This is a genomic window from Pseudomonas sp. Y24-6 (genome assembly GCF_020295325.1).
Taxonomy (GTDB): Bacteria; Pseudomonadota; Gammaproteobacteria; order Pseudomonadales; family Pseudomonadaceae; genus Aquipseudomonas; species Aquipseudomonas gregormendelii.
The window spans coordinates 233,251-250,511 of sequence record NZ_JACBXG010000001.1 but is presented as its reverse complement, the minus strand read 5'-3'; the positions used below and the strand labels follow the sequence as shown (position 1 = coordinate 250,511).

18 protein-coding genes are annotated in these 17,261 nt (G+C 62.8%); 7 read left to right on the top strand and 11 right to left on the bottom strand.

The features are described 5' to 3' along the window. Nucleotides 1-34 precede the first annotated feature (34 nt). The 7 genes from HYI44_RS01145 to HYI44_RS01115 all read right to left on the bottom strand — a co-directional run bounded on the left by HYI44_RS01145 (nt 35) and on the right by HYI44_RS01115 (nt 7,400). Nucleotides 35-397 (bottom strand): Na+/H+ antiporter subunit G, encoded by a 363-nt coding sequence (locus tag HYI44_RS01145; protein ID WP_122839437.1) that lies wholly within the window; start codon nt 395-397, stop codon nt 35-37. Further along, on the bottom strand, nt 394-672 hold the full coding sequence (locus HYI44_RS01140; RefSeq protein WP_045060409.1) for a K+/H+ antiporter subunit F: 279 nt from the start codon (nt 670-672) through the stop codon (nt 394-396). The genes HYI44_RS01145 and HYI44_RS01140 overlap by 4 nt, the downstream gene beginning before the upstream one ends. Continuing rightward, complete coding sequence (locus HYI44_RS01135) at nt 669-1,157, bottom strand: Na+/H+ antiporter subunit E (protein WP_201148566.1); 489 nt, start codon at nt 1,155-1,157, stop codon at nt 669-671. The genes HYI44_RS01140 and HYI44_RS01135 overlap by 4 nt, the downstream gene beginning before the upstream one ends. Continuing rightward, on the bottom strand, nt 1,154-2,839 hold the full coding sequence (locus HYI44_RS01130; protein ID WP_122839439.1) for a monovalent cation/H+ antiporter subunit D: 1,686 nt from the start codon (nt 2,837-2,839) through the stop codon (nt 1,154-1,156). Before HYI44_RS01130 ends, HYI44_RS01135 begins: the two co-directional genes overlap by 4 nt. Then, a complete protein-coding gene (locus HYI44_RS01125) occupies nt 2,836-3,180 on the bottom strand; it encodes a Na+/H+ antiporter subunit C (protein ID WP_003202835.1) in 345 nt (114 codons plus the stop codon). The genes HYI44_RS01130 and HYI44_RS01125 overlap by 4 nt, the downstream gene beginning before the upstream one ends. Further along, on the bottom strand, nt 3,180-6,098 hold the full coding sequence (locus tag HYI44_RS01120; protein ID WP_122839440.1) for a monovalent cation/H+ antiporter subunit A: 2,919 nt from the start codon (nt 6,096-6,098) through the stop codon (nt 3,180-3,182). The genes HYI44_RS01125 and HYI44_RS01120 overlap by 1 nt, the downstream gene beginning before the upstream one ends. Nucleotides 6,099-6,371: 273 nt before the next feature. Beyond that, entirely contained in the window at nt 6,372-7,400 is a 1,029-nt protein-coding gene (locus HYI44_RS01115; RefSeq protein ID WP_225568537.1) for a DMT family transporter, read from the bottom strand. Between HYI44_RS01115 and HYI44_RS01110 the strand changes: the two genes are divergently transcribed. Beyond that, nucleotides 7,395-7,958 carry a helix-turn-helix domain-containing protein gene (locus tag HYI44_RS01110; RefSeq protein WP_122839442.1) on the top strand — a complete coding sequence of 188 codons (564 nt, stop codon included), beginning with the start codon at nt 7,395-7,397 and terminating at the stop codon, nt 7,956-7,958. The genes HYI44_RS01115 and HYI44_RS01110 overlap by 6 nt on opposite strands. A gap of 116 nt (nt 7,959-8,074) precedes the next feature. Further along, on the top strand, nt 8,075-9,508 hold the full coding sequence (locus HYI44_RS01105; protein WP_225568536.1) for an FAD/NAD(P)-binding protein: 1,434 nt from the start codon (nt 8,075-8,077) through the stop codon (nt 9,506-9,508). 39 nt (nt 9,509-9,547) lie between these two features. Here HYI44_RS01105 and HYI44_RS01100 read toward each other — a convergent pair whose 3' ends face one another. Together HYI44_RS01100 and HYI44_RS01095 are read right to left on the bottom strand one after the other, a co-directional pair. Next, on the bottom strand, nt 9,548-9,772 hold the full coding sequence (locus tag HYI44_RS01100) for a hypothetical protein (protein ID WP_122839444.1): 225 nt from the start codon (nt 9,770-9,772) through the stop codon (nt 9,548-9,550). 115 nt (nt 9,773-9,887) lie between these two features. Further along, a complete protein-coding gene (locus HYI44_RS01095; RefSeq protein ID WP_122839445.1) occupies nt 9,888-10,628 on the bottom strand; it encodes a response regulator in 741 nt (246 codons plus the stop codon). Between the two features lie 178 nt (nt 10,629-10,806). Between HYI44_RS01095 and HYI44_RS01090 the strand changes: the two genes are divergently transcribed. Next, nucleotides 10,807-11,874: an alpha/beta fold hydrolase gene (locus tag HYI44_RS01090; protein WP_225568535.1), complete on the top strand. Its 1,068-nt coding sequence runs from the start codon at nt 10,807-10,809 to the stop codon at nt 11,872-11,874. 110 nt (nt 11,875-11,984) lie between these two features. Here the strand turns inward: HYI44_RS01090 and ppnN are convergent, their stop codons facing one another. Beyond that, nucleotides 11,985-13,358, bottom strand: coding sequence for a nucleotide 5'-monophosphate nucleosidase PpnN (ppnN, locus tag HYI44_RS01085; RefSeq protein WP_122839447.1), 1,374 nt, complete (start codon nt 13,356-13,358; stop codon nt 11,985-11,987). A 229-nt stretch (nt 13,359-13,587) separates the two neighbouring features. On the opposite strand from ppnN, the gene HYI44_RS01080 reads away from it, so the two are divergent. After that, on the top strand, nt 13,588-14,118 hold the full coding sequence (locus tag HYI44_RS01080; RefSeq protein ID WP_225568534.1) for a DUF3087 domain-containing protein: 531 nt from the start codon (nt 13,588-13,590) through the stop codon (nt 14,116-14,118). A 64-nt stretch (nt 14,119-14,182) separates the two neighbouring features. Further along, complete coding sequence (locus HYI44_RS01075; protein ID WP_412548471.1) at nt 14,183-15,712, top strand: diguanylate cyclase; 1,530 nt, start codon at nt 14,183-14,185, stop codon at nt 15,710-15,712. A gap of 2 nt (nt 15,713-15,714) precedes the next feature. Here HYI44_RS01075 and HYI44_RS01070 read toward each other — a convergent pair whose 3' ends face one another. Continuing rightward, nucleotides 15,715-16,089 carry a DUF2784 domain-containing protein gene (locus tag HYI44_RS01070; RefSeq protein ID WP_122839449.1) on the bottom strand — a complete coding sequence of 125 codons (375 nt, stop codon included), beginning with the start codon at nt 16,087-16,089 and terminating at the stop codon, nt 15,715-15,717. A 136-nt stretch (nt 16,090-16,225) separates the two neighbouring features. Here HYI44_RS01070 and HYI44_RS01065 point away from each other — a divergent pair, with 136 nt between their 5' ends. Together HYI44_RS01065 and HYI44_RS01060 are read left to right on the top strand one after the other, a co-directional pair. Further along, a complete protein-coding gene (locus HYI44_RS01065) occupies nt 16,226-16,927 on the top strand; it encodes an AzlC family ABC transporter permease (protein WP_122839450.1) in 702 nt (233 codons plus the stop codon). Beyond that, nucleotides 16,927-17,238 (top strand): AzlD domain-containing protein, encoded by a 312-nt coding sequence (locus HYI44_RS01060; RefSeq protein WP_201148586.1) that lies wholly within the window; start codon nt 16,927-16,929, stop codon nt 17,236-17,238. The genes HYI44_RS01065 and HYI44_RS01060 overlap by 1 nt, the downstream gene beginning before the upstream one ends. The last annotated feature ends 23 nt before the right edge of the window (nt 17,239-17,261 follow it).

The following is a 17,261-nucleotide window of genomic DNA, read 5'->3' as shown; positions in this document are numbered from 1 at the left end:
CCTCGTTCCCACAGGATCCCAGGGTGCCCGTGGCTCAGTTCCCGCTTTCCATGCTCCGACTACTTACTTCGGCCGGCACATCATCCCCGGCCATGCGCTTGCGAAACAGCGCCGCCCGGGCCAGCAGCAGGGTGGTCACCGGTACCGTGATGGCCAGCAGGATCGGAATCAGCCAGGCGTGCAGCACTGGCGCGGATTTGAGCGCCGAGAAGTAGATGATCGACGCCAGTGCCACGCTCCAGGCGCCCAGGGTCGACGCCAGGGCCGGCGGGTGCATGCGCTCGAAAAAATCCTTCATGCGCAGCAGCCCGGTGGCGCCGATCAGCGCAAACAGGCTGCTGAGCACCAGCAGGATCGCCACCGGCACTTCAACCCACAAAGACAGTTCCGCGTTCATTCGATCACCTCGCCGCGCAGGAGGAATTTCGCCAGGGCAAACGAGCCGACGAAGCCGAACAGCGCGATCAGCAGCGCTGCTTCAAAGTAGGTGTCACTGGCATAACGGATGCCCAGGGTGAGCATCATCAGCATCGCTACGATGTACAGGTAGTCCAGCGCCAGTACCCGGTCTTGTGCCGAAGGCCCCTTGAACAGGCGAATCAGGGTCAGGACCATGGCCAGCGAGAAGATGAACAGGCTCAGCAGGATCGCATTCGACAGCAGCGGGCTCATTCGAAGATCTCCATCAGGGGGCGTTCGTAGGTCGCCTTGAAGTGCTCGATGAACAGTGCTTCGTCATCCAGGTCGAACACGTGCAGCAACAGAATGCTGCGGTCCAGTGCCAGCTCCGACCAGACCGTGCCGGGAACCACCGTGGTGATCATCGACAGGGCCGCCAGGCCATTGGCGTCGCGCAGCTCCAGCGGCACCTTGATGAAGCGCGAGCGCGGCGGTCGGCGTCCAGCATTGAGCACGCTCCAGGCGACGGCGAGGTTGGACACCACCACGTCACGTCCCACCAGCAGGAACAGGCGCAGGATCACGCCAGGGCGACGAATGCGGATCGGCAGGGGGCGCAATTTGCGCATCATCAGTGGCGCGCAGATGCCTAAGACGGCCCCCAGCAGCACATTACCCGGGCTGATCGACAGGTTCAACGCCAGCCACAATACCCACAGCGCCAGTGACAACCAGGGCGCAGGAAACAGACGATTCATGGGCGCACCTCCACGATCGCGGCTTGCGCTTCGGGGCTTGGCACGGCGCGAGTGCCGAGCACTGCCATGACGTACTGCTGGGGATTGTTCAAGGCGTCTGCAGCGGCCTGGGTGTAGCGCAGCAGTGGCTCGGCCTTGAAGGTCAGCGCGATGCTCAGGCCCAACAGTGCAAAGATCGGCACACATTCAAAACGGCGCAATAGCGGCGACGGTCGCTCCTCCGGCGTCCAGAAGCGCTGGATGCCCAGGCGCGAGAAGGCGATCAGCGAGGCCAGGCCCGAGATGATCAGCAGCGCCAACAGGCCCCACGCGGCGTTCGACACCGGTTCATCGCTGCCGGTGCCCAGGCCCATTGGGTTGAGCAGGGCGTGCAGCAAACCCAGCTTGCCGATAAAGCCCGAAAGCGGCGGCATGCCAATGATCAGCAGCGAGCAGGCGATGAAGCTCAGGCCGAGGAAGGCCATGGTCCAGGGGATCACCTGACCGACTACGGCCTTCTGTTCGTCATCGAGGTTGATGCCTTTGGCTGGTTGCAGGGATTCCATGGGCCGGGGCAGCAGGTCGCCGTCATCGAACAAGGGTATTTCATTGGCCGAGCGCGAACGTTCGATCAGCTCGGCCAGCAGGAACAGCGCGCTCAACGCCAGGGTCGAGCTGACCAGGTAGAACAGCGCCGCGCCGATCAGCTTGGGCTGGGCGAAGCCGATGGACGCCAGCAGGATGCCCGCCGACACCAGGATGCTCAGGCTGGCCAGGCGTTCGAGGCGTTGCGCGGCAATGATCGCCACCGCTGCGCAGATAATGGTCGCCATGCCGCCATAGATCAGCCAGTCGCCGCCAAAATACGCCGACGCCCCGGCTTGTCCGGAAAACAGCAGGGTCCACAGGCGCAGCAAGGTGTAGACGCCGACCTTGGTCATGATCGCAAACATCGCCGCCACCGGGGCGCTGGCCGCGGAGTAGGCCGGTACCAGCCAGAAATTCAGCGGCCACATGCCGGCCTTGGCCAGGAACGCCACCGCCAGGATCGCGGCGCCGGCATGCAGCAGGCCCCGATCGGCCTCCGGCACCAGGGGAATCTTCAGCGCCAGGTCGGCCATGTTCAGGGTGCCGGTGACGCCGTAGATCAGCGCCGCGCCAATCAGGAACAGCGACGAAGCCAACAGGTTGATCGAAATGTAATGCAGGCCGGCCGAGACCCGGGAGCGTCCCGAGCCGTGCAGCATCAGCCCGTAGGAGGCGGCCAGCAGCACTTCGAAAAACACAAACAGGTTGAACAGGTCGGCGGTCAGGAAGGCGCCGTACAGGCCCATCATCTGGATCTGGAACAGCGCGTGGAAGCTCGAGCCCGCACCGTCCCAGCGGGCCATCGCAAACAGCAGGGCGCTGACGCCGATGATCCCGGTCAGTACCAGCATCATCGCCGAGAGGCGGTCGACCACCAGCACAATGCCAAACGGTGCCTGCCAGTTGCCCGGCAGGTACACGCCGATGGAGCCGGGAATGCCGGTTTCCTGGGTCCATTGCAGCAACAGCACGGCAATGCCCAGCCCGACCAGGCTGGAGAACAGGTTGATCCTGGCCTTTAGCGGACGGTGTTTTTCCCCGAGCATCAGCATCAAGGCGGCAGTCAGCAGCGGCAGCAGAATCGGTGCGGCAATCAGGTGCGGCATCAGGTTCATTCCTTAGGCTCCCGGCCGTCCACATGGTCGGTACCGGTCAGGCCCCGGGAAGCCAGCAGCACGACGAGGAACAGTGCTGTCATGGCGAAGCTGATGACGATGGCGGTGAGCACCAGCGCCTGCGGCAATGGATCGGTGTAGTGCAGCAGGTCCTGGGGCACGCCGTCCTTGATGATCGGCTCCTTGCCGATAAACAGGCTGCCCATGCTGAAGATGAACAGGTTAACGCCGTAGGACAGCAGGCACAGGCCCATGACCACCTGGAACGTCCGCGGCCGCAGGACCAGCCACACCCCGGACGCCGCCAGGACGCCGATGGCGATTGCGATGACTTCTTCCATCAGACGGCTCCTTTGCTGGCGACGGATTTGGGCAGGGCCGCGGTCTTGTGGCCACGAACCGACTGGTGGGCGAGGGCGGTGAGGATCAGCAAGGTCGAACCCACGACCACTGAATACACGCCAATGTCGAAGAACAGGGCGCTGGCGATGTGGATGGCGCCGAACACCGGCAGGTCGAAATGCCAGGTGTGGGTGGTCAGGAACGGATAACCGACCGCCATGGCCCCAAGCCCGGTGACCGTGGCGAACAACAACCCCGTGCCCATCCAGCGCAGCGGCCGCAGGCTCATTTGCGCCTCGACCCACTGGGTCCCGGCCACCATGTACTGCAGGATGAACGCGACCGACATCACCAGCCCGGCAACGAACCCGCCACCGGGCTGGTTGTGACCGCGCATGAACAGGTAGATCGACACCACGAAGGCGATCGGCAGCAGCAGGCGCACCAGTACCGCCGGCACCATCATGAAGCCCAGGGCGGTATCGCTGGCCTGGCGCGGGTTGACCAGGTCGGTCACCACGTCGGGCGCCAGCAGGCGTTGCTGGGCCGGCAATTGCAGGCTCTCCTTGGGTGGGCGGAAGCGTCGCAGCAGGGCGAATACGGTCAGCGCCACGGCGGCCAGCACGGTGATTTCACCCAGGGTGTCAAAGCCGCGGAAATCCACCAGCATCACGTTGACCACGTTACTGCCACCGCCTTCGGGCAAGGCGCGGCTGAGGTAGAACGAGGAAATGTCGTTGGGGGTCTGGCGCGTCAACATGGCGTAGGACAACAGCGCCATGCCGCCACCGACAGCCGTCGACAACAGCAAGTCGCGCAAGCGCCGGATGCGCGCCTTGCGCAAGGTGCTCGGCAATGGCGCCACCTCTTCGATCCGCCGCGGCAACCAGCGCAGGCCAAGCAGGATCAGTACCGTGGTGACCACTTCAACCACCAGTTGCGTCAAGGCCAGGTCCGGCGCGGAGAACCAGACGAAGGTGATGCAGGTCATCAGGCCACAGACGCTGACCATGGTCAGGGCTGCCAGCCGGTGGTACTTGGCCTGCCAGGCAGCGCCCAGGGCACAGGCGATCGCCAGCAGCCACAGGGTGACGAACACGGCCGAACCCGGGATTTTCGGCCGGTCGCCCCAGGTCAGGCTGCCGTGCAGCATCGGGATCAGCCCCACCAGTACAGCGGCCAGGACCACCAGGAACAGCTGGGTTTGCAGGCGCTTGGTGCTGATCCGCCGCTCCAGGCGCCGAGCCAGGCGCATCATCACCACCAGGCTGCGTTCGAACTGGCGCTTGCCATTGAAGCGGCCAATCAGCGGCGGGTACTTGAAGCGTCCACGCTTGAGCTGATTGCGCAGCAACAGGTAGAGCACGATGCCGCCGCTCATGGCTATCAGGCTCATGATCATCGGCGCATTCCAGCCGTGCCAGATGGCCAGGCTGTACTCCGGCAATGGGCCACCGACCACGGGAAGCGCAGCGGCGGCCAGCAGCGGGCCGACCACCTGTGCCGGGAAAATCCCCACGACCAGGCAGGCAAACACCAGCAGTTCGACCGGCGCACGCATCCACCGTGGCGGCTCGTGGGGGGTGTGGGGCAGGTCGGTAGCGGTCGGGCCGAAGAACACGTCAGCGGTAAACCGTAACGAGTAGGCGACGCTGAAGGTACCGGCGATGGTCGCGACAATCGGCAGGGCCATTTCGACCCAGGCCGTGGCATTGATGAACACGGTTTCGGCGAAGAACATCTCTTTTGACAGGAAACCGTTGAGCAGCGGTACACCGGCCATGGAGGCGCTGGCGACCATGGCCAGGGTGGCGGTGTAGGGGATCAGCCGGATCAGGCCACTGAGCTTGCGAATGTCCCGGGTGCCACTTTCGTGGTCGATGATCCCGGCGGCCATGAACAGCGAAGCCTTGAAGGTGGCGTGGTTGAGAATATGAAACACCGCCGCGACTGCTGCCAGCGGGCTGTTCAGGCCCAGCAGCAGGGTGATCAGGCCCAGATGGCTGATGGTCGAGTAGGCCAGCAGCCCCTTGAGGTCGTTCTGGAACATTGCGCAGTAGGCGCCCAGCAACAGGGTGCAGGCACCGGCGCCGCTGACGATGTAGAACCATTCTTCACTGCCGGACAACGACGGCCAGAGCCGCGCCAGCAGGAACACCCCGGCCTTGACCATGGTCGCCGAGTGCAGATAGGCCGAGACGGGCGTCGGCGCCGCCATGGCGTGGGGCAGCCAGAAATGAAAGGGGAATTGCGCGCTTTTGCTCAGGGCGCCGATCAGGATAAGAGGCAGCAGGACAGGGTAGAGGGCATGTGCGCGAATCAGCTCGCCGGCGGCCAGGACCTTGTCGAGGTCATAGCTGCCGACCACATGGCCAAGCAGTATGACCCCCGCCAGCAGGCATAATCCGCCGGCACCCGTGACCATCAGCGCCATGTAGGCGCCGCGTCGGGCGTCGGCGCGGTGATGCCAATAGCCGATCAGCAGGAAGGAAAAGAGGCTGGTCAGCTCCCAGAAGAATACGATCTGGATCAGGTTGCCGGAGATGACGAGCCCGAGCATGGCGCCCATGAACGCCAGGAAAAACGCGAAAAAGCGCGGCACCGGGTCGTCCGGCGACATGTAGTAACGCGCGTATAACGAGACCAGTGTGCCGATGCCCAGCACCAGCATGGAGAACAGCCAGGCAAAACCGTCCATGCGCAAGACGAAGTTCAGACCCAGGCTGGGCAGCCAGAAGAATTCCTGGCGAATGACCCCGCCGTCGACAATTTGCGGGTACAGCAAAGCGACCTGGACGGTGCCTATGAGGGCGACCAGGCCAGCCAGTAGCGATTCGGCATTGCGCGCGTTGTGCGGCAGCACGGCGGCCACACAGCTGCCAACAAAGGGCAGAAGCAGTAGAACTATCAGGGACATAGGCTTCTAATCTGCGGAGGTTTGTGAAGCATCATACGTGCCAGTCCCCGGATTACCAAACGCGAACCTGTGGCAGAATCCTACATGGAGTGCGCAAAAGTCATGCTGTCTGGTGGTTTGGCATGCTGTGACATGCAGGTCTGGCCTCATCGCGAGCAAGCCTGCTCTCACATTAGATCATCGGTGAATGCAGGGCATGCGTCTGGCACAGATCCACAGTGGGAGCGGGCTTGTTCGCGAACACTCTCGATCAAACGCCGCACGTACTGCCGGTCAGCGTTGGGTTTCGCTCTCCAGGTCTTCCTGCGCCACAACCACCTTACCCTTGGTCTTCAACTCACTGACAATCACCGCTGCCACAATCAACCCCGCGCCGACCAACGCAATCGCCGGCAACCGCTCCCCGGCCATGCGCCCGACAATCCCGGCCCAGACCGGCTCGCCGGCATAGATCAGGGTAGCGCGGGTCGGCGAGACGCTTTTCTGCGCCCAGTTCATCGCCACCTGGATCGCCGCGCTCGCCGCCCCCAGGCCCAGGGCGCTACACAGCAGCAGCCAGGAAAAGTCAGGAATGCGCTCCTGGGTCGGCACCACCAGCAGGAACGACAGCACCGAGGTGACTGCCAGTTGCACCACCGTCACCCGGCGCACATCGACCTGACCGGCAAAGTGACTGATCAGAATAATTTCCGCAGCAATCGCCACGGCGCTGATCAGCGTGGCGATTTCACCCGGGCTGAAATTCAACGATGCGCCCGCAGGGCCTGACAGCAGCATCAAGCCGGTAAACGCCAGCATGATGCCGATACTCGGCATCAGCCCTGGACGCCGCCCCAGCACCAGCCATTGAAGCAACGGCACGAAGGGCACGTAAAGCGCCGTGATGAACGCCGACTGGCTGCTTGGAATGCTCTGCAACCCGACTGTCTGCAAGCCGTAGCCCAGCATGATCGCCACACCGATAAACGACCCGGCCCGGAGCTCGAACAGTGTCAGCTCGCGCAGGTGCCGCCAGGAAAACAACGCGACGATGAGCGCCGCTGCAGCGAAGCGCAGGCCGACGAAAAACATCGGGCCGCTGACGGTCATCGCATGCTGCACCAGCAGGAAAGTCCCGCCCCAGACCATGGTGATCACCACCAGCACGCATTCGGCTTTGCTGAACCGCGAGAAGCGGGGAGAAGTATTGGGGGAGGAGTTCACCGACGTCATGTCCTTGCGCGCTACCGGATGGGGACGCACAATGCGCCGTATGTTGCGCAGTATACTGCCCAACCCTACCGAGTGAGCAATATAGTGCACAAAGATTCCACGCAACGGGCTTCGGTCCTGCAACACGTCAGCCTTAATGTCCGGCGACTGCGCCACGCCGCCGATATGAGCCAGACCGCCCTCGCGGAAAAATCCGGGGTCAGCCGGCGGATGCTGGTGGCAATCGAAGCCGGTGAAAAAAATGTCAGCCTGACCACCCTCGACCGCGTTGCCGAAGCACTCGACGTTGCCTTCAGCGACCTGATCCAGGCCCCCGATGCCCGCGATCCCAGCCGCATCAACGAACTGGCCTGGGCCGGCACCATTCCCGGCAGCAAGGCGGTGCTGCTGTCCAAAGCCAGCGCCACCCGGGAGGTGGAGCTCTGGGAATGGCGCCTGGAGCCAGGCGAGCACTATCCCTCCGAACCCGATGCCGACGGCTGGAGCGAACAGCTCTACGTCTTCGAAGGTTGCCTGACGCTGATGCTCGGTGACGTCCCCCACCGGATCGCGGCCGGGGAGTTCTACATGTTTGCCAGTAACCAGCCGCACTCCTATCGCAATGAAGGCGAAGTCGCCGCGCGTTTCGTGCGCAACGTGGTGATCTGAACCGCCAGCAGCGACGGTCGCCAAGGCTGCTATCGCTACTTTGGTACTGCTCTCTGACGCTGACCCGGGTTTGGCGCTTATGATCGTCCAGGACAACCCTGACCTGTGAGAACCCCATGAGTGAAATCCACCGCGAGCAGGCGAATGACGCCATCCGCCAGGCGGACATCCTGATCATCGGCGGCGGCCTGAGTGGCGCGATGCTGGCCGTGCAGCTGCTGCGCTTGCCGGGCCAGCGTTCGGTGCTGGTGATTGAGCCCCGTAACGAGCTTGGTCGGGGCGAGGCCTACAGTGCGGTGGAACTGGGACACACGCTCAACGGCAACGCGGCGCGGATGAGCGTCGACCCGGACAATGCCGATGACCTGACGCAGTGGCTGACGGCACATATAGCGGCGGGCGGCTGGCCCGAGTCCGATCAGCAGTCTGTGCCTGTCAGTGAGCTGTTCCCCCCGCGCGGTCTGTTTGGCGAGTATGTGCAACAGCGCCTGGCGCAAGCCCAGGTGGCTGGCGCCGCGAACGGTTCTAGCGTGGAACACGTGCGCGCTGAGGTTGTCGACCTCGAGAACCTGGCCGAAGGCGTGCGGTTGACCTTGAGCGACGGGCAACGCCTGCAGGGCGCTTACGCGGTGCTGGCCACTGGGATGTTCCCCGCCGCACGCACGCCCCAGGCCCAATCCAGTGGCTTGAACGCAGCGGCACTGGACCCTTGGGATGTCGCCTCGATGCGCCAGCTTGATCCGCAGTCGACGGTTTTGATCATCGGTTCCGGCCTGACCATGGTCGATGCCGTGGTCTCGCTGGAGCAGGCTGGGCACCGCGGGCCGATCGAAGTGTTTTCCCGCCACGGCCTGCTGCCCCACGTGCGCCGCCAGCCGCCGGCCTGGGCCGACTTTCTCGGCGATGACCCGAGCATTCGTACGCCACGGCAACTGGTACGCGAGCTGCGCCGCCATTGCCGCGATGCGATTGCCCGGGGGATCGACTGGCAAGCGCCCCTGGACACTGTGCGCGTGCACATTCCACGGCTGTGGAGCCAGGCGACGGACGCGCAGCGTCGGCAGTTCGTACGGCACGTACGGCCGTGGTGGGAGAGCCATCACCACCGCTCGCCACCCTTGAGTGCCGAGCTGGTCGCGCGGTTGCACGGGGAAGGGCGGCTGCGGATTCAGGCGGCGTCCTTCAAGGGGCTTGAACCTTCGTCGGGGAATGGGCTGGGTATCCGCATCCGTCGGCGTGGCGAGCCGCAGGAGTGCGTGGTCCGTGGCGCGGCGTTGATCAACTCCAGTGGCATCGAATATGACTGGAGACGGGTTGCCCGACCTCTGCCCCGGCAGTTGCTGGCGCGGGGCCTGATTCAGCCCGGACCGCTGGCACTGGGCATCGCCGCCTCCGTGGACGGCGCGGTGATCGGTGCCGATGGGCAAGTCGCCGGTCGGCTGTTCGCCATGGGGCCGCCGTTGCGTGGAATGTGGTGGGAGAGTACGGCAGTGACGGATGTGGCACTGCAGGCCAAAGCGCTTGCCCGCAGATTGACCCAACCCCTGTAGGGCATGGCCTGTCGGACCCGCCTGCAGAGAAGGATCGAATCAATAACGCTGATATTTCGAACCAAACTCCGGCCGGTTCTCCGCGACATACAGCTTGCTCGCCTGAACGTCCTTGTGATCGACGCCCACCGTATTGACGTTCAAGGTAGCCGGTTGGCTGACCGGCGCAGCGGCCACCACTTGTGCGGTTGCGTGCGGGGCAGCGATGGCCGAAGTGGCACCCAGGACCGACAGGGCAAATCCAAGACCGATGATGATTTTCATGAGGTAGCTCCAGAGCGTGGGAAGAAGATGTGGCCACTGTAGAGCTGGAGCCCGTCGATGAAAAAACACCCATGGGCATAGTCTTTATCAAGGATGTTGATCGGCCTGTGCTGATTCAGTCCTGTGCGCCGAGCATCTGCACCGGGTAGGAAAATACATACCCTTCACTGCGCACGGTCTTGATGTAGGTCGGCTCGCGCGAGTCATCCATCAAGCGTTGGCGCAACCGGCTGACCAGCAGGTCGATGGAGCGGTCGAACAGGTCGGCGTCGCGACCCTGGGTCAGGTTCAGCAATTGATCACGGCTGAGCACGCGCTGGGGATGGTCGAGGAACACCCGCAACAGCCGATATTCGGCGCCACTCAGGGCGACCCTGGTGTCATCTTCGTCCAGCAGATGACGGGCGGTGGTGTCCAGGCGCCAGCGACCGAAGCCCAGCAAGCGGCCGCTTTCGCTGACCAGCAGGTTAGGCGGCAGCATCCGCGTGCGCCGTAGCACGGCGTTGATGCGGGCAAGCAGTTCACGGGCGGAGAAGGGTTTGGTCAGGTAGTCATCGGCGCCCATTTCCAGCCCGAGGATTCGGTCGGTTTCATCGTTGCGCGCCGTGAGCATCAGGATCGGCGTCGCCTTGTGCTTGCCCGAGCGCAGTTCGCGACACAGCTGCAGGCCATCATCGCCGGGCATCATGATGTCCAGCACGATCAGGTCCACCTGGTTGGCCTCCAGAAAGCTGCGCATCTGCCGTCCATCGGCCACGACTGTGGTGCGCAAGCCGTTCTTCTTCAGGTAATTACCGACCAGCTCGCGGATCTCCCGATCGTCGTCGACAATCAGGATGTGGTTCACGTGTTCCATCGCTCGATTCTCTTGTTATTGAACTCTGGGTTTTGTATCGGACTGTATCCGTCGCACCGTGGGACACGTTATGTCGCGATCGCACAGGTTTTACGACACAACGTGGATACCTCGGGCCGGCCAAATAGGCTTCACCGAGAGCAGACTGCTCATCCGCCACCTGCAGGAGTCACCCGACGTGAACAACGCCTTGTCGACCATTACAACCGCTAAGCACCGGCGCCTGGTGGGGCCTTCGATCCTTGCTGCGGTGTTGCTGCAGTTGGGCCTCCTGGGTACGGCCAGCGTGCAGGCCAGCACCACCGTAACCGCGGCGGCTACGGTCAGCACCAAAGTCGATCCATCTGCCGTGTTCGGCCCGTTGAAGCACATCCAGGCCGGTCTGCTGAATGTAGCTTACGCCGAGGTGGGGCCGGCCGAGGGCCCCGTGGTCATTCTGCTGCACGGCTGGCCTTATGATATTCACAGTTACTCCGAGGTGGCACCTTTGTTGGCTGCGCAGGGTTATCGCGTGCTGATGCCTTATGCCCGGGGGTACGGTGATACGCACTTTCTCTCCGACAAGACGCTGCGCAACGGCCAGCCTGCCGCACTGGCCAGTGATGTCATCGACTTCATGGACGCGCTGCAGATCAAGCGGGCCGTGTTGGGTGGCTATGATTGGGGCGCACGTTCGGCAGACATCGTTGCGGCACTCTGGCCGGAGCGGGTCGAAGCCTTGGTGGCGGTCAGCGGTTATCTGATCGGCAACCAGGCGGTAGGCAAGAACCCGTTACCGCCCAAGGCCGAGTTGCAGTGGTGGTACCAGTTCTATTTCGCGACCGATCGCGGCCAGGCCGGGTATGAGAAAAACCGGCATGACTTCGCCAGGTTGATCTGGGAACTCGCCTCACCGAAGTGGGCCTTCGACGATGCCACGTTCGAGCGCAGCGCTGCAGCCCTGGACAACCCCGACCATGTAGCAATCACCGTCTTCAACTACCGCTGGCGCCTGGGATTGGTACAAGGGGAAAGCCGTTACGAGGCCCTGGAGCAGCAGCTGGCCAAGGCGCCCGCCATCAGCGTGCCAACCATCACCCTGGAAGGCGACGCCAACGGCGCGCCGCATCCAGCTCCCGAGGACTATGCGAAACGCTTCACCGGCAAGTATGAGTTCCGCTTGATCAAGGGCGGCATCGGCCACAACCTGCCCCAGGAAGACCCGAAGGCCTTTGCCAAAGCAGTGATTGATGCCGATAAATTGTGACCGGCTGAACGAGCGCTAACCTGTGGCAGCGGCCAGAATCGATGCATCAGGTACACCGCCATCGCGGGCAAGCCCGCTCCCACAGTGATCTGCGCCTCACACAAATGCTGCTAGGCCACCACTCGATAACACGGCACATACGCCGCGCCACCCGGCAGTTTCATCCGGTGCTGGGCGACGAAGGCCTTGAGCAGTTGATCCAGCGGCTGCATGATCGCGGCGTCGCCACGGATCTGATACGGCCCGTGTTCCTCGATCAGGCGGATGCCCTTGTCCTTGACGTTGCCGGCAACGATGCCGGAAAACGCCCGGCGCAGGTTGGCGGCCAGTTCATGGGCGGGCAGGTCGCGGCTCAGATTCAGGTTGGCCATGTTTTCGTGGGTCGGATCGAACGGGCGTTGCAGGCTTTCGTCGATCTTCAACAGCCAGTTGAAGTGGAACGCATCGTTACGCTCGCGGCGGAATTGCTTGACCGCCTTGAGGCCCTGGGTCATCTGCCGGGCGACTTCGGCCGGGTCGTCGATGATGATCTCGTAGTGCTGTTTCGCCGCTTCGCCCAGCGTGGCAGCAACGAACGCGTCCAGCTGCTCCAGGTAAGGCGCTGCATGCTTGGGCCCGGTGAGGATCACCGGGAAGGGCAGGCCCTTGTTGTCCGGGTGCATCAGGATACCGAGCAGGTACAGGAACTCTTCGGCCGTGCCGGCGCCGCCCGGGAAAATGATGATCCCGTGGCCCACTCGCACGAAGGCTTCCAGGCGTTTTTCGATGTCCGGCAGGATCACCAGCTCGTTGACGATCGGGTTCGGCGCCTCGGCGGCGATGATTCCCGGTTCGGTCAGGCCCAGGTACCGGCCACCATGGATGCGCTGCTTGGCGTGGGCGATGGTCGCGCCCTTCATCGGGCCTTTCATCACGCCGGGGCCGCAGCCGGTGCAGATGTCCAGGCTGCGCAGGCCCAGTTCGTGGCCGACTTCCTTGGTGTACTTGTATTCCTCGGTGTTGATCGAATGGCCGCCCCAGCACACCACGATCTTCGGCTCGATGCCGGGGCGCAGGGTGCGGGCGTTGCGCAGCAGGTGGAAGACGTAGTCGCTGATGCCCTGGGAATTGCTCAGGTCGATGCGTTGGCTGTCCAGCTCGTTTTCGGTATAGACGATGTCGCGCAAGGCGCTGAACAGCATTTCCCGGGTGCTGGCGATCATTTCGCCGTCGACGAACGCGTTGGCGGGGGCGTTCAGCAATTCCAGGCGCACGCCACGGTCCTGCTGGTGAATGCGGATTTCGAAATCCTTGTAGGCTTCGAGAATGGTCTTGGCGTTATCAACGTGAGCGCCGGTATTGAGGATGGCCAGGGCGCATTGGCGGAAGAGGGTGTAGGTGCTGCCGGAACCGGCTTCGCTCAGTTGCTGGACTTCACGTTGGGAAAGGGTTTCCAGGCTGCCTTTAGGGCTGACAGAGGCGTTGATTACATGTCGTTGGGTCATTCAATGATCCTTAAAACGATGTCATTCACACGAAGGGCCGGTAAATGGCATCCGAATAGTGTGTATCCATGAAAGAAGATGGCACGAACTGCGCGGTATCGCCACGTTGCCCTTTGACGATGAAAAGATGAAAAGGAGCTGCAGCATAGCTAAATCTGTCGATGAGGCGATAATGCCCCGCAGTCTTTTGCCCCTCAATCTATGACCTGATGCAAGGAACCCTGTCGTAATGTTTGAAATCCAGCCAATGAACGCCCAGACCTATCGGCAACAGACGCGGCGCAGCACGGTGATTATCGCCTTGGTGTTCCTGGTGCTGGCGATGCTGTTGTCGAGCGTGGCGGTGGCCGTATTCGGCGAGCCTGGCGGCGACAACATGCGCTTTAACGTCGGTGGGGTGTTCGTGGCGGTGTTGCTGATGGTCGCGTTGATGCGTGGGCTATTCTGGAGCCAGCCGTGGATGGCGGCCGCCGTGTATGGCTGGCAGCTCAAGCGCAGCCTGATGAGCATTACCAATGTCATGCATCAGGTGACGGCGGCGGTGGATCGCGATGATCACCAGGCGATGAAGTTGCTACGCTTCTATCATCTGGGGCTGACCCAAATGCATGAGCTGGACGGCAACTCCAGCGACCACGGGCAATTGAACCGCGAGATTGACCAGCACAAGGCGCGAATGGAAGCGCTGGGTATCGAAACCGGGCAGACACGACTGGATCCTGCCTGGATCGACGCCCTCAAGCAGACGCCGACACCCTAAGAGGTCAGGGAATGACATGGGACAACTGTCCATTAACGATCAACTCGATCACACCCAACCGGCCATGTTGTTGAACGGCAGCGAGGCGGTGTCCAGGCTGAAAATCCGCTCACTGGTGTTTTTCCTGATCGCCGTGTGCGTGTCGATGGCCTCCGTCGCCGGCTGGGAAGTCTGGAACTCGCGCCAATACCACCTGCGCGACAAGGAAGTGGCGATGTCCAACCTTGCGCAGGCCCTGGCCTGGCAGGCGCAGGCGTCAATCAAGCAGGCTGACACGCTGCTGCTCACGCTGGTCGAGCGCCTGGAAAACGAAGGCATCGAATCGGCGCGCCTGCCCAGGATGCAACGCCTGCTTGGGGTGCAGCGCCGGGAGCTGAGCCAGTTGCACGGCCTGTTTGTCTACGACCAGAGCGGGCAGTGGATCGCCAACTCCAACGGCGCCGGCCTGCCCAACGCCAATAACTCGGACCGGGAATACTTCATCTTCCACCGCGATCATCCTGATCGTGGACCGCACATCGGCCCGTCGATCAAGAGCCGCTCCAGTGGCGAATGGATCATGACGGTGTCGCGTCGGGTCAATCATCCGGACGGCAGTTTTGCCGGCGTGGCGCTGGCGACCATCCACCTGAGCCATTTCCTCTCGCTCTATGACAGCATCGACATGGGCCAGAACGGCGTGATCAACCTGATCGCCGATGACGCCACGATTGTCGTGCGCCGTCCGTTCAAGGAATCGGAAGTCGGCAGCAGTGTGGCCAATGGCCCGCTGTTTACCCAGTTGCTGCCGTTGGGTAACGCCGGGACGGCCAGGGTCCGGTCGGTGGTCGATGGCGTGGAACGGGTGGTGGGCTTTCGCCGGGTCGAAGGGTACCCTCTGATTGTGTTCGCCGCGCTGAATCAGGACGAAGTCTTGGCCAGCTGGCGCGAGGCATCGCTGCTGAGTGCCGGCATCGTGGCCCTGTTCCTGGGGCTTCTGGGTGCCCTCGGTTACCGGCTGATCCGGCTGATGCAGCAGCAGAATCGCATTCAGAGTGTGCTGCTCGACGCCCAGGAAAAACTGCTCGAGGTCAATCGCGGCCTGGAGCTGCTCGCTCTGGAAGATGCCCTGACCGGCCTGTCCAACCGACGCCAGTTCGATCTGTTCATCCTGACCGAGATGCGCCGCGCCCGGCGCACCCAGACTCACCTCGCGCTGCTGTTGATTGATGTCGATCATTTCAAGCGTTTCAACGATCTGTACGGCCATGTGGCGGGCGACGCATCCTTGCGCAAGATCAGCTTGATCATCAACTCGCACATCAAGCGCCCAGGTGATCTGGCGGCCCGATACGGTGGCGAAGAGTTCACGGTGGTGCTGCCGGGCACCGACTATGTGGGCGCCTTCCTGGTGGCGGAAAAAATTCGTCGGGCGGTGCAGCTGGCGGCGATCGAACACAGCGAGGGCGTCGAAGGGGTGGTCACCGTCAGCGTCGGGGTCTGCGCCTGGGACCCGGCCTCGCATGAGCAGCCCGACGACCTGGTGCGTGCCGCCGACAGGGCGCTGTACGTGGCCAAGGCCAGTGGCCGCAACATGAGTGTGATCGACAAGTAGCTTCAGCGGCGCCCGTCTCGTCGCAAACGCCTGACCAGCCTCAGGTAGACCCACAGGTTCAGCGCCAGCACCACGGCGCCCAGGCCCACCTGGATGCCCGGGGTCAGGCCGGCGGGATAGATCGCCGGCCAGATGTAATGCTCGACGAAACCACCGCCGTAGCCGCTCTGGCCGGCGGCATCGCGCATGCGGTTCTCCCAGTCGGTCAGCGGGCACATCAGGTGAAAGACTTCCACCGAGATACCCCACGCGACCGCAGGCAGGTGCAGCACCGCCAAGTGGCGCCATTTGAGCACCAGCAGCCCGCCGAACAGCACGAACAGAATGAACAGCAGATGAAACAGCACCAGCCCGTCGGCGGCGATTCGGTACAGCATGTGGGCTTCCCTGGGTGTGCCGGATGGACCGCACCATGGTACCCGGTCGATGGCCGGCAAATAACTCGAAATTGTGCATGCCTTCGCGGGTAAGTACTGGCAAAGTTGCAGGTCTTTTTTCCGGTCGCAGAACGTCATGTCCAACGCTCATATGCCCCGCAGCGCATTCCTGCGCGGCGCCGTGGCGATCCTTCCCTTGTCCCTGGCGACTGCCCCTTGGGGCCTGCTGGCCGGTTCCATGGCCATCGAAGCCAACCTCACGCCCCTGCAAGGCCAGGGCCTGTCGAGCATCGTGTTTGCCGGCGCGGCACAGCTGGTGGCCATCGGCATGCTCAAGGGCGGTGCCGGGATTTTCTCGATACTGCTGACCACGCTGCTGCTGACCTCCCAGCATCTGCTCTACGGCATGAGCCTGCGCTCGGTGATCTCACCGCTGCCGGGACGCTGGCGCGTGGGTCTGGGCTTTTTGCTCACCGACGAACTGTTCGCCCTGACCAGCCAGCATGACAAGCAGCAGTTCAATCGCTGGTACGCGCTTGGGGTCGGGTTGACGTTCTACGTGGCCTGGAACCTTTTCACCCTGGCCGGCATCGTGCTCGGCAGCAGCATCCCGGGGCTGGAACACCTGGGCCTGGACTTCTCGATTGCCGCAACCTTCATTGCCCTGATCACCCCGGTGGTGCGTAACGTGCCCACGGTGGTGTGCGTCGCGGTGGCGCTGTTTTGTTCCGTGCTGTTCAGTTACTGGCAGTGGGGCTCGGCGCTGGTGCTGGCGGGGCTGGCAGGCATGACGGCGGGATTTATGTGCAACAAACTTTATCCGGGGCAAACAGCATGATGGTCTGGGCGGTGATATTCGGGATGGGTGCGCTGGTGTTCCTCAACCGCTACGTCTTTCTGGAGCCGCGCCTGCCGGTGCGCCTGAGCAGCAACGCCCGGCAATTCCTCGGCTTTGCCGTGCCGGGCATGCTCACCGCCATCTGCGGGCCAATCGTGTTCATGCCGGACAAACAACTGAACCTGCAATGGGACAATCCGTACTTGCTCAGTTCAATGGTGGCGGTGGGGCTTGTGCTGTACACCCGCAGCACCTTGCTCAGCATGCTGTTGAGCATGGCGGTGTTCTTCGTGCTGCGTTGGTGGCTGTGAATCTGTTCTACGCTTAAACCGAT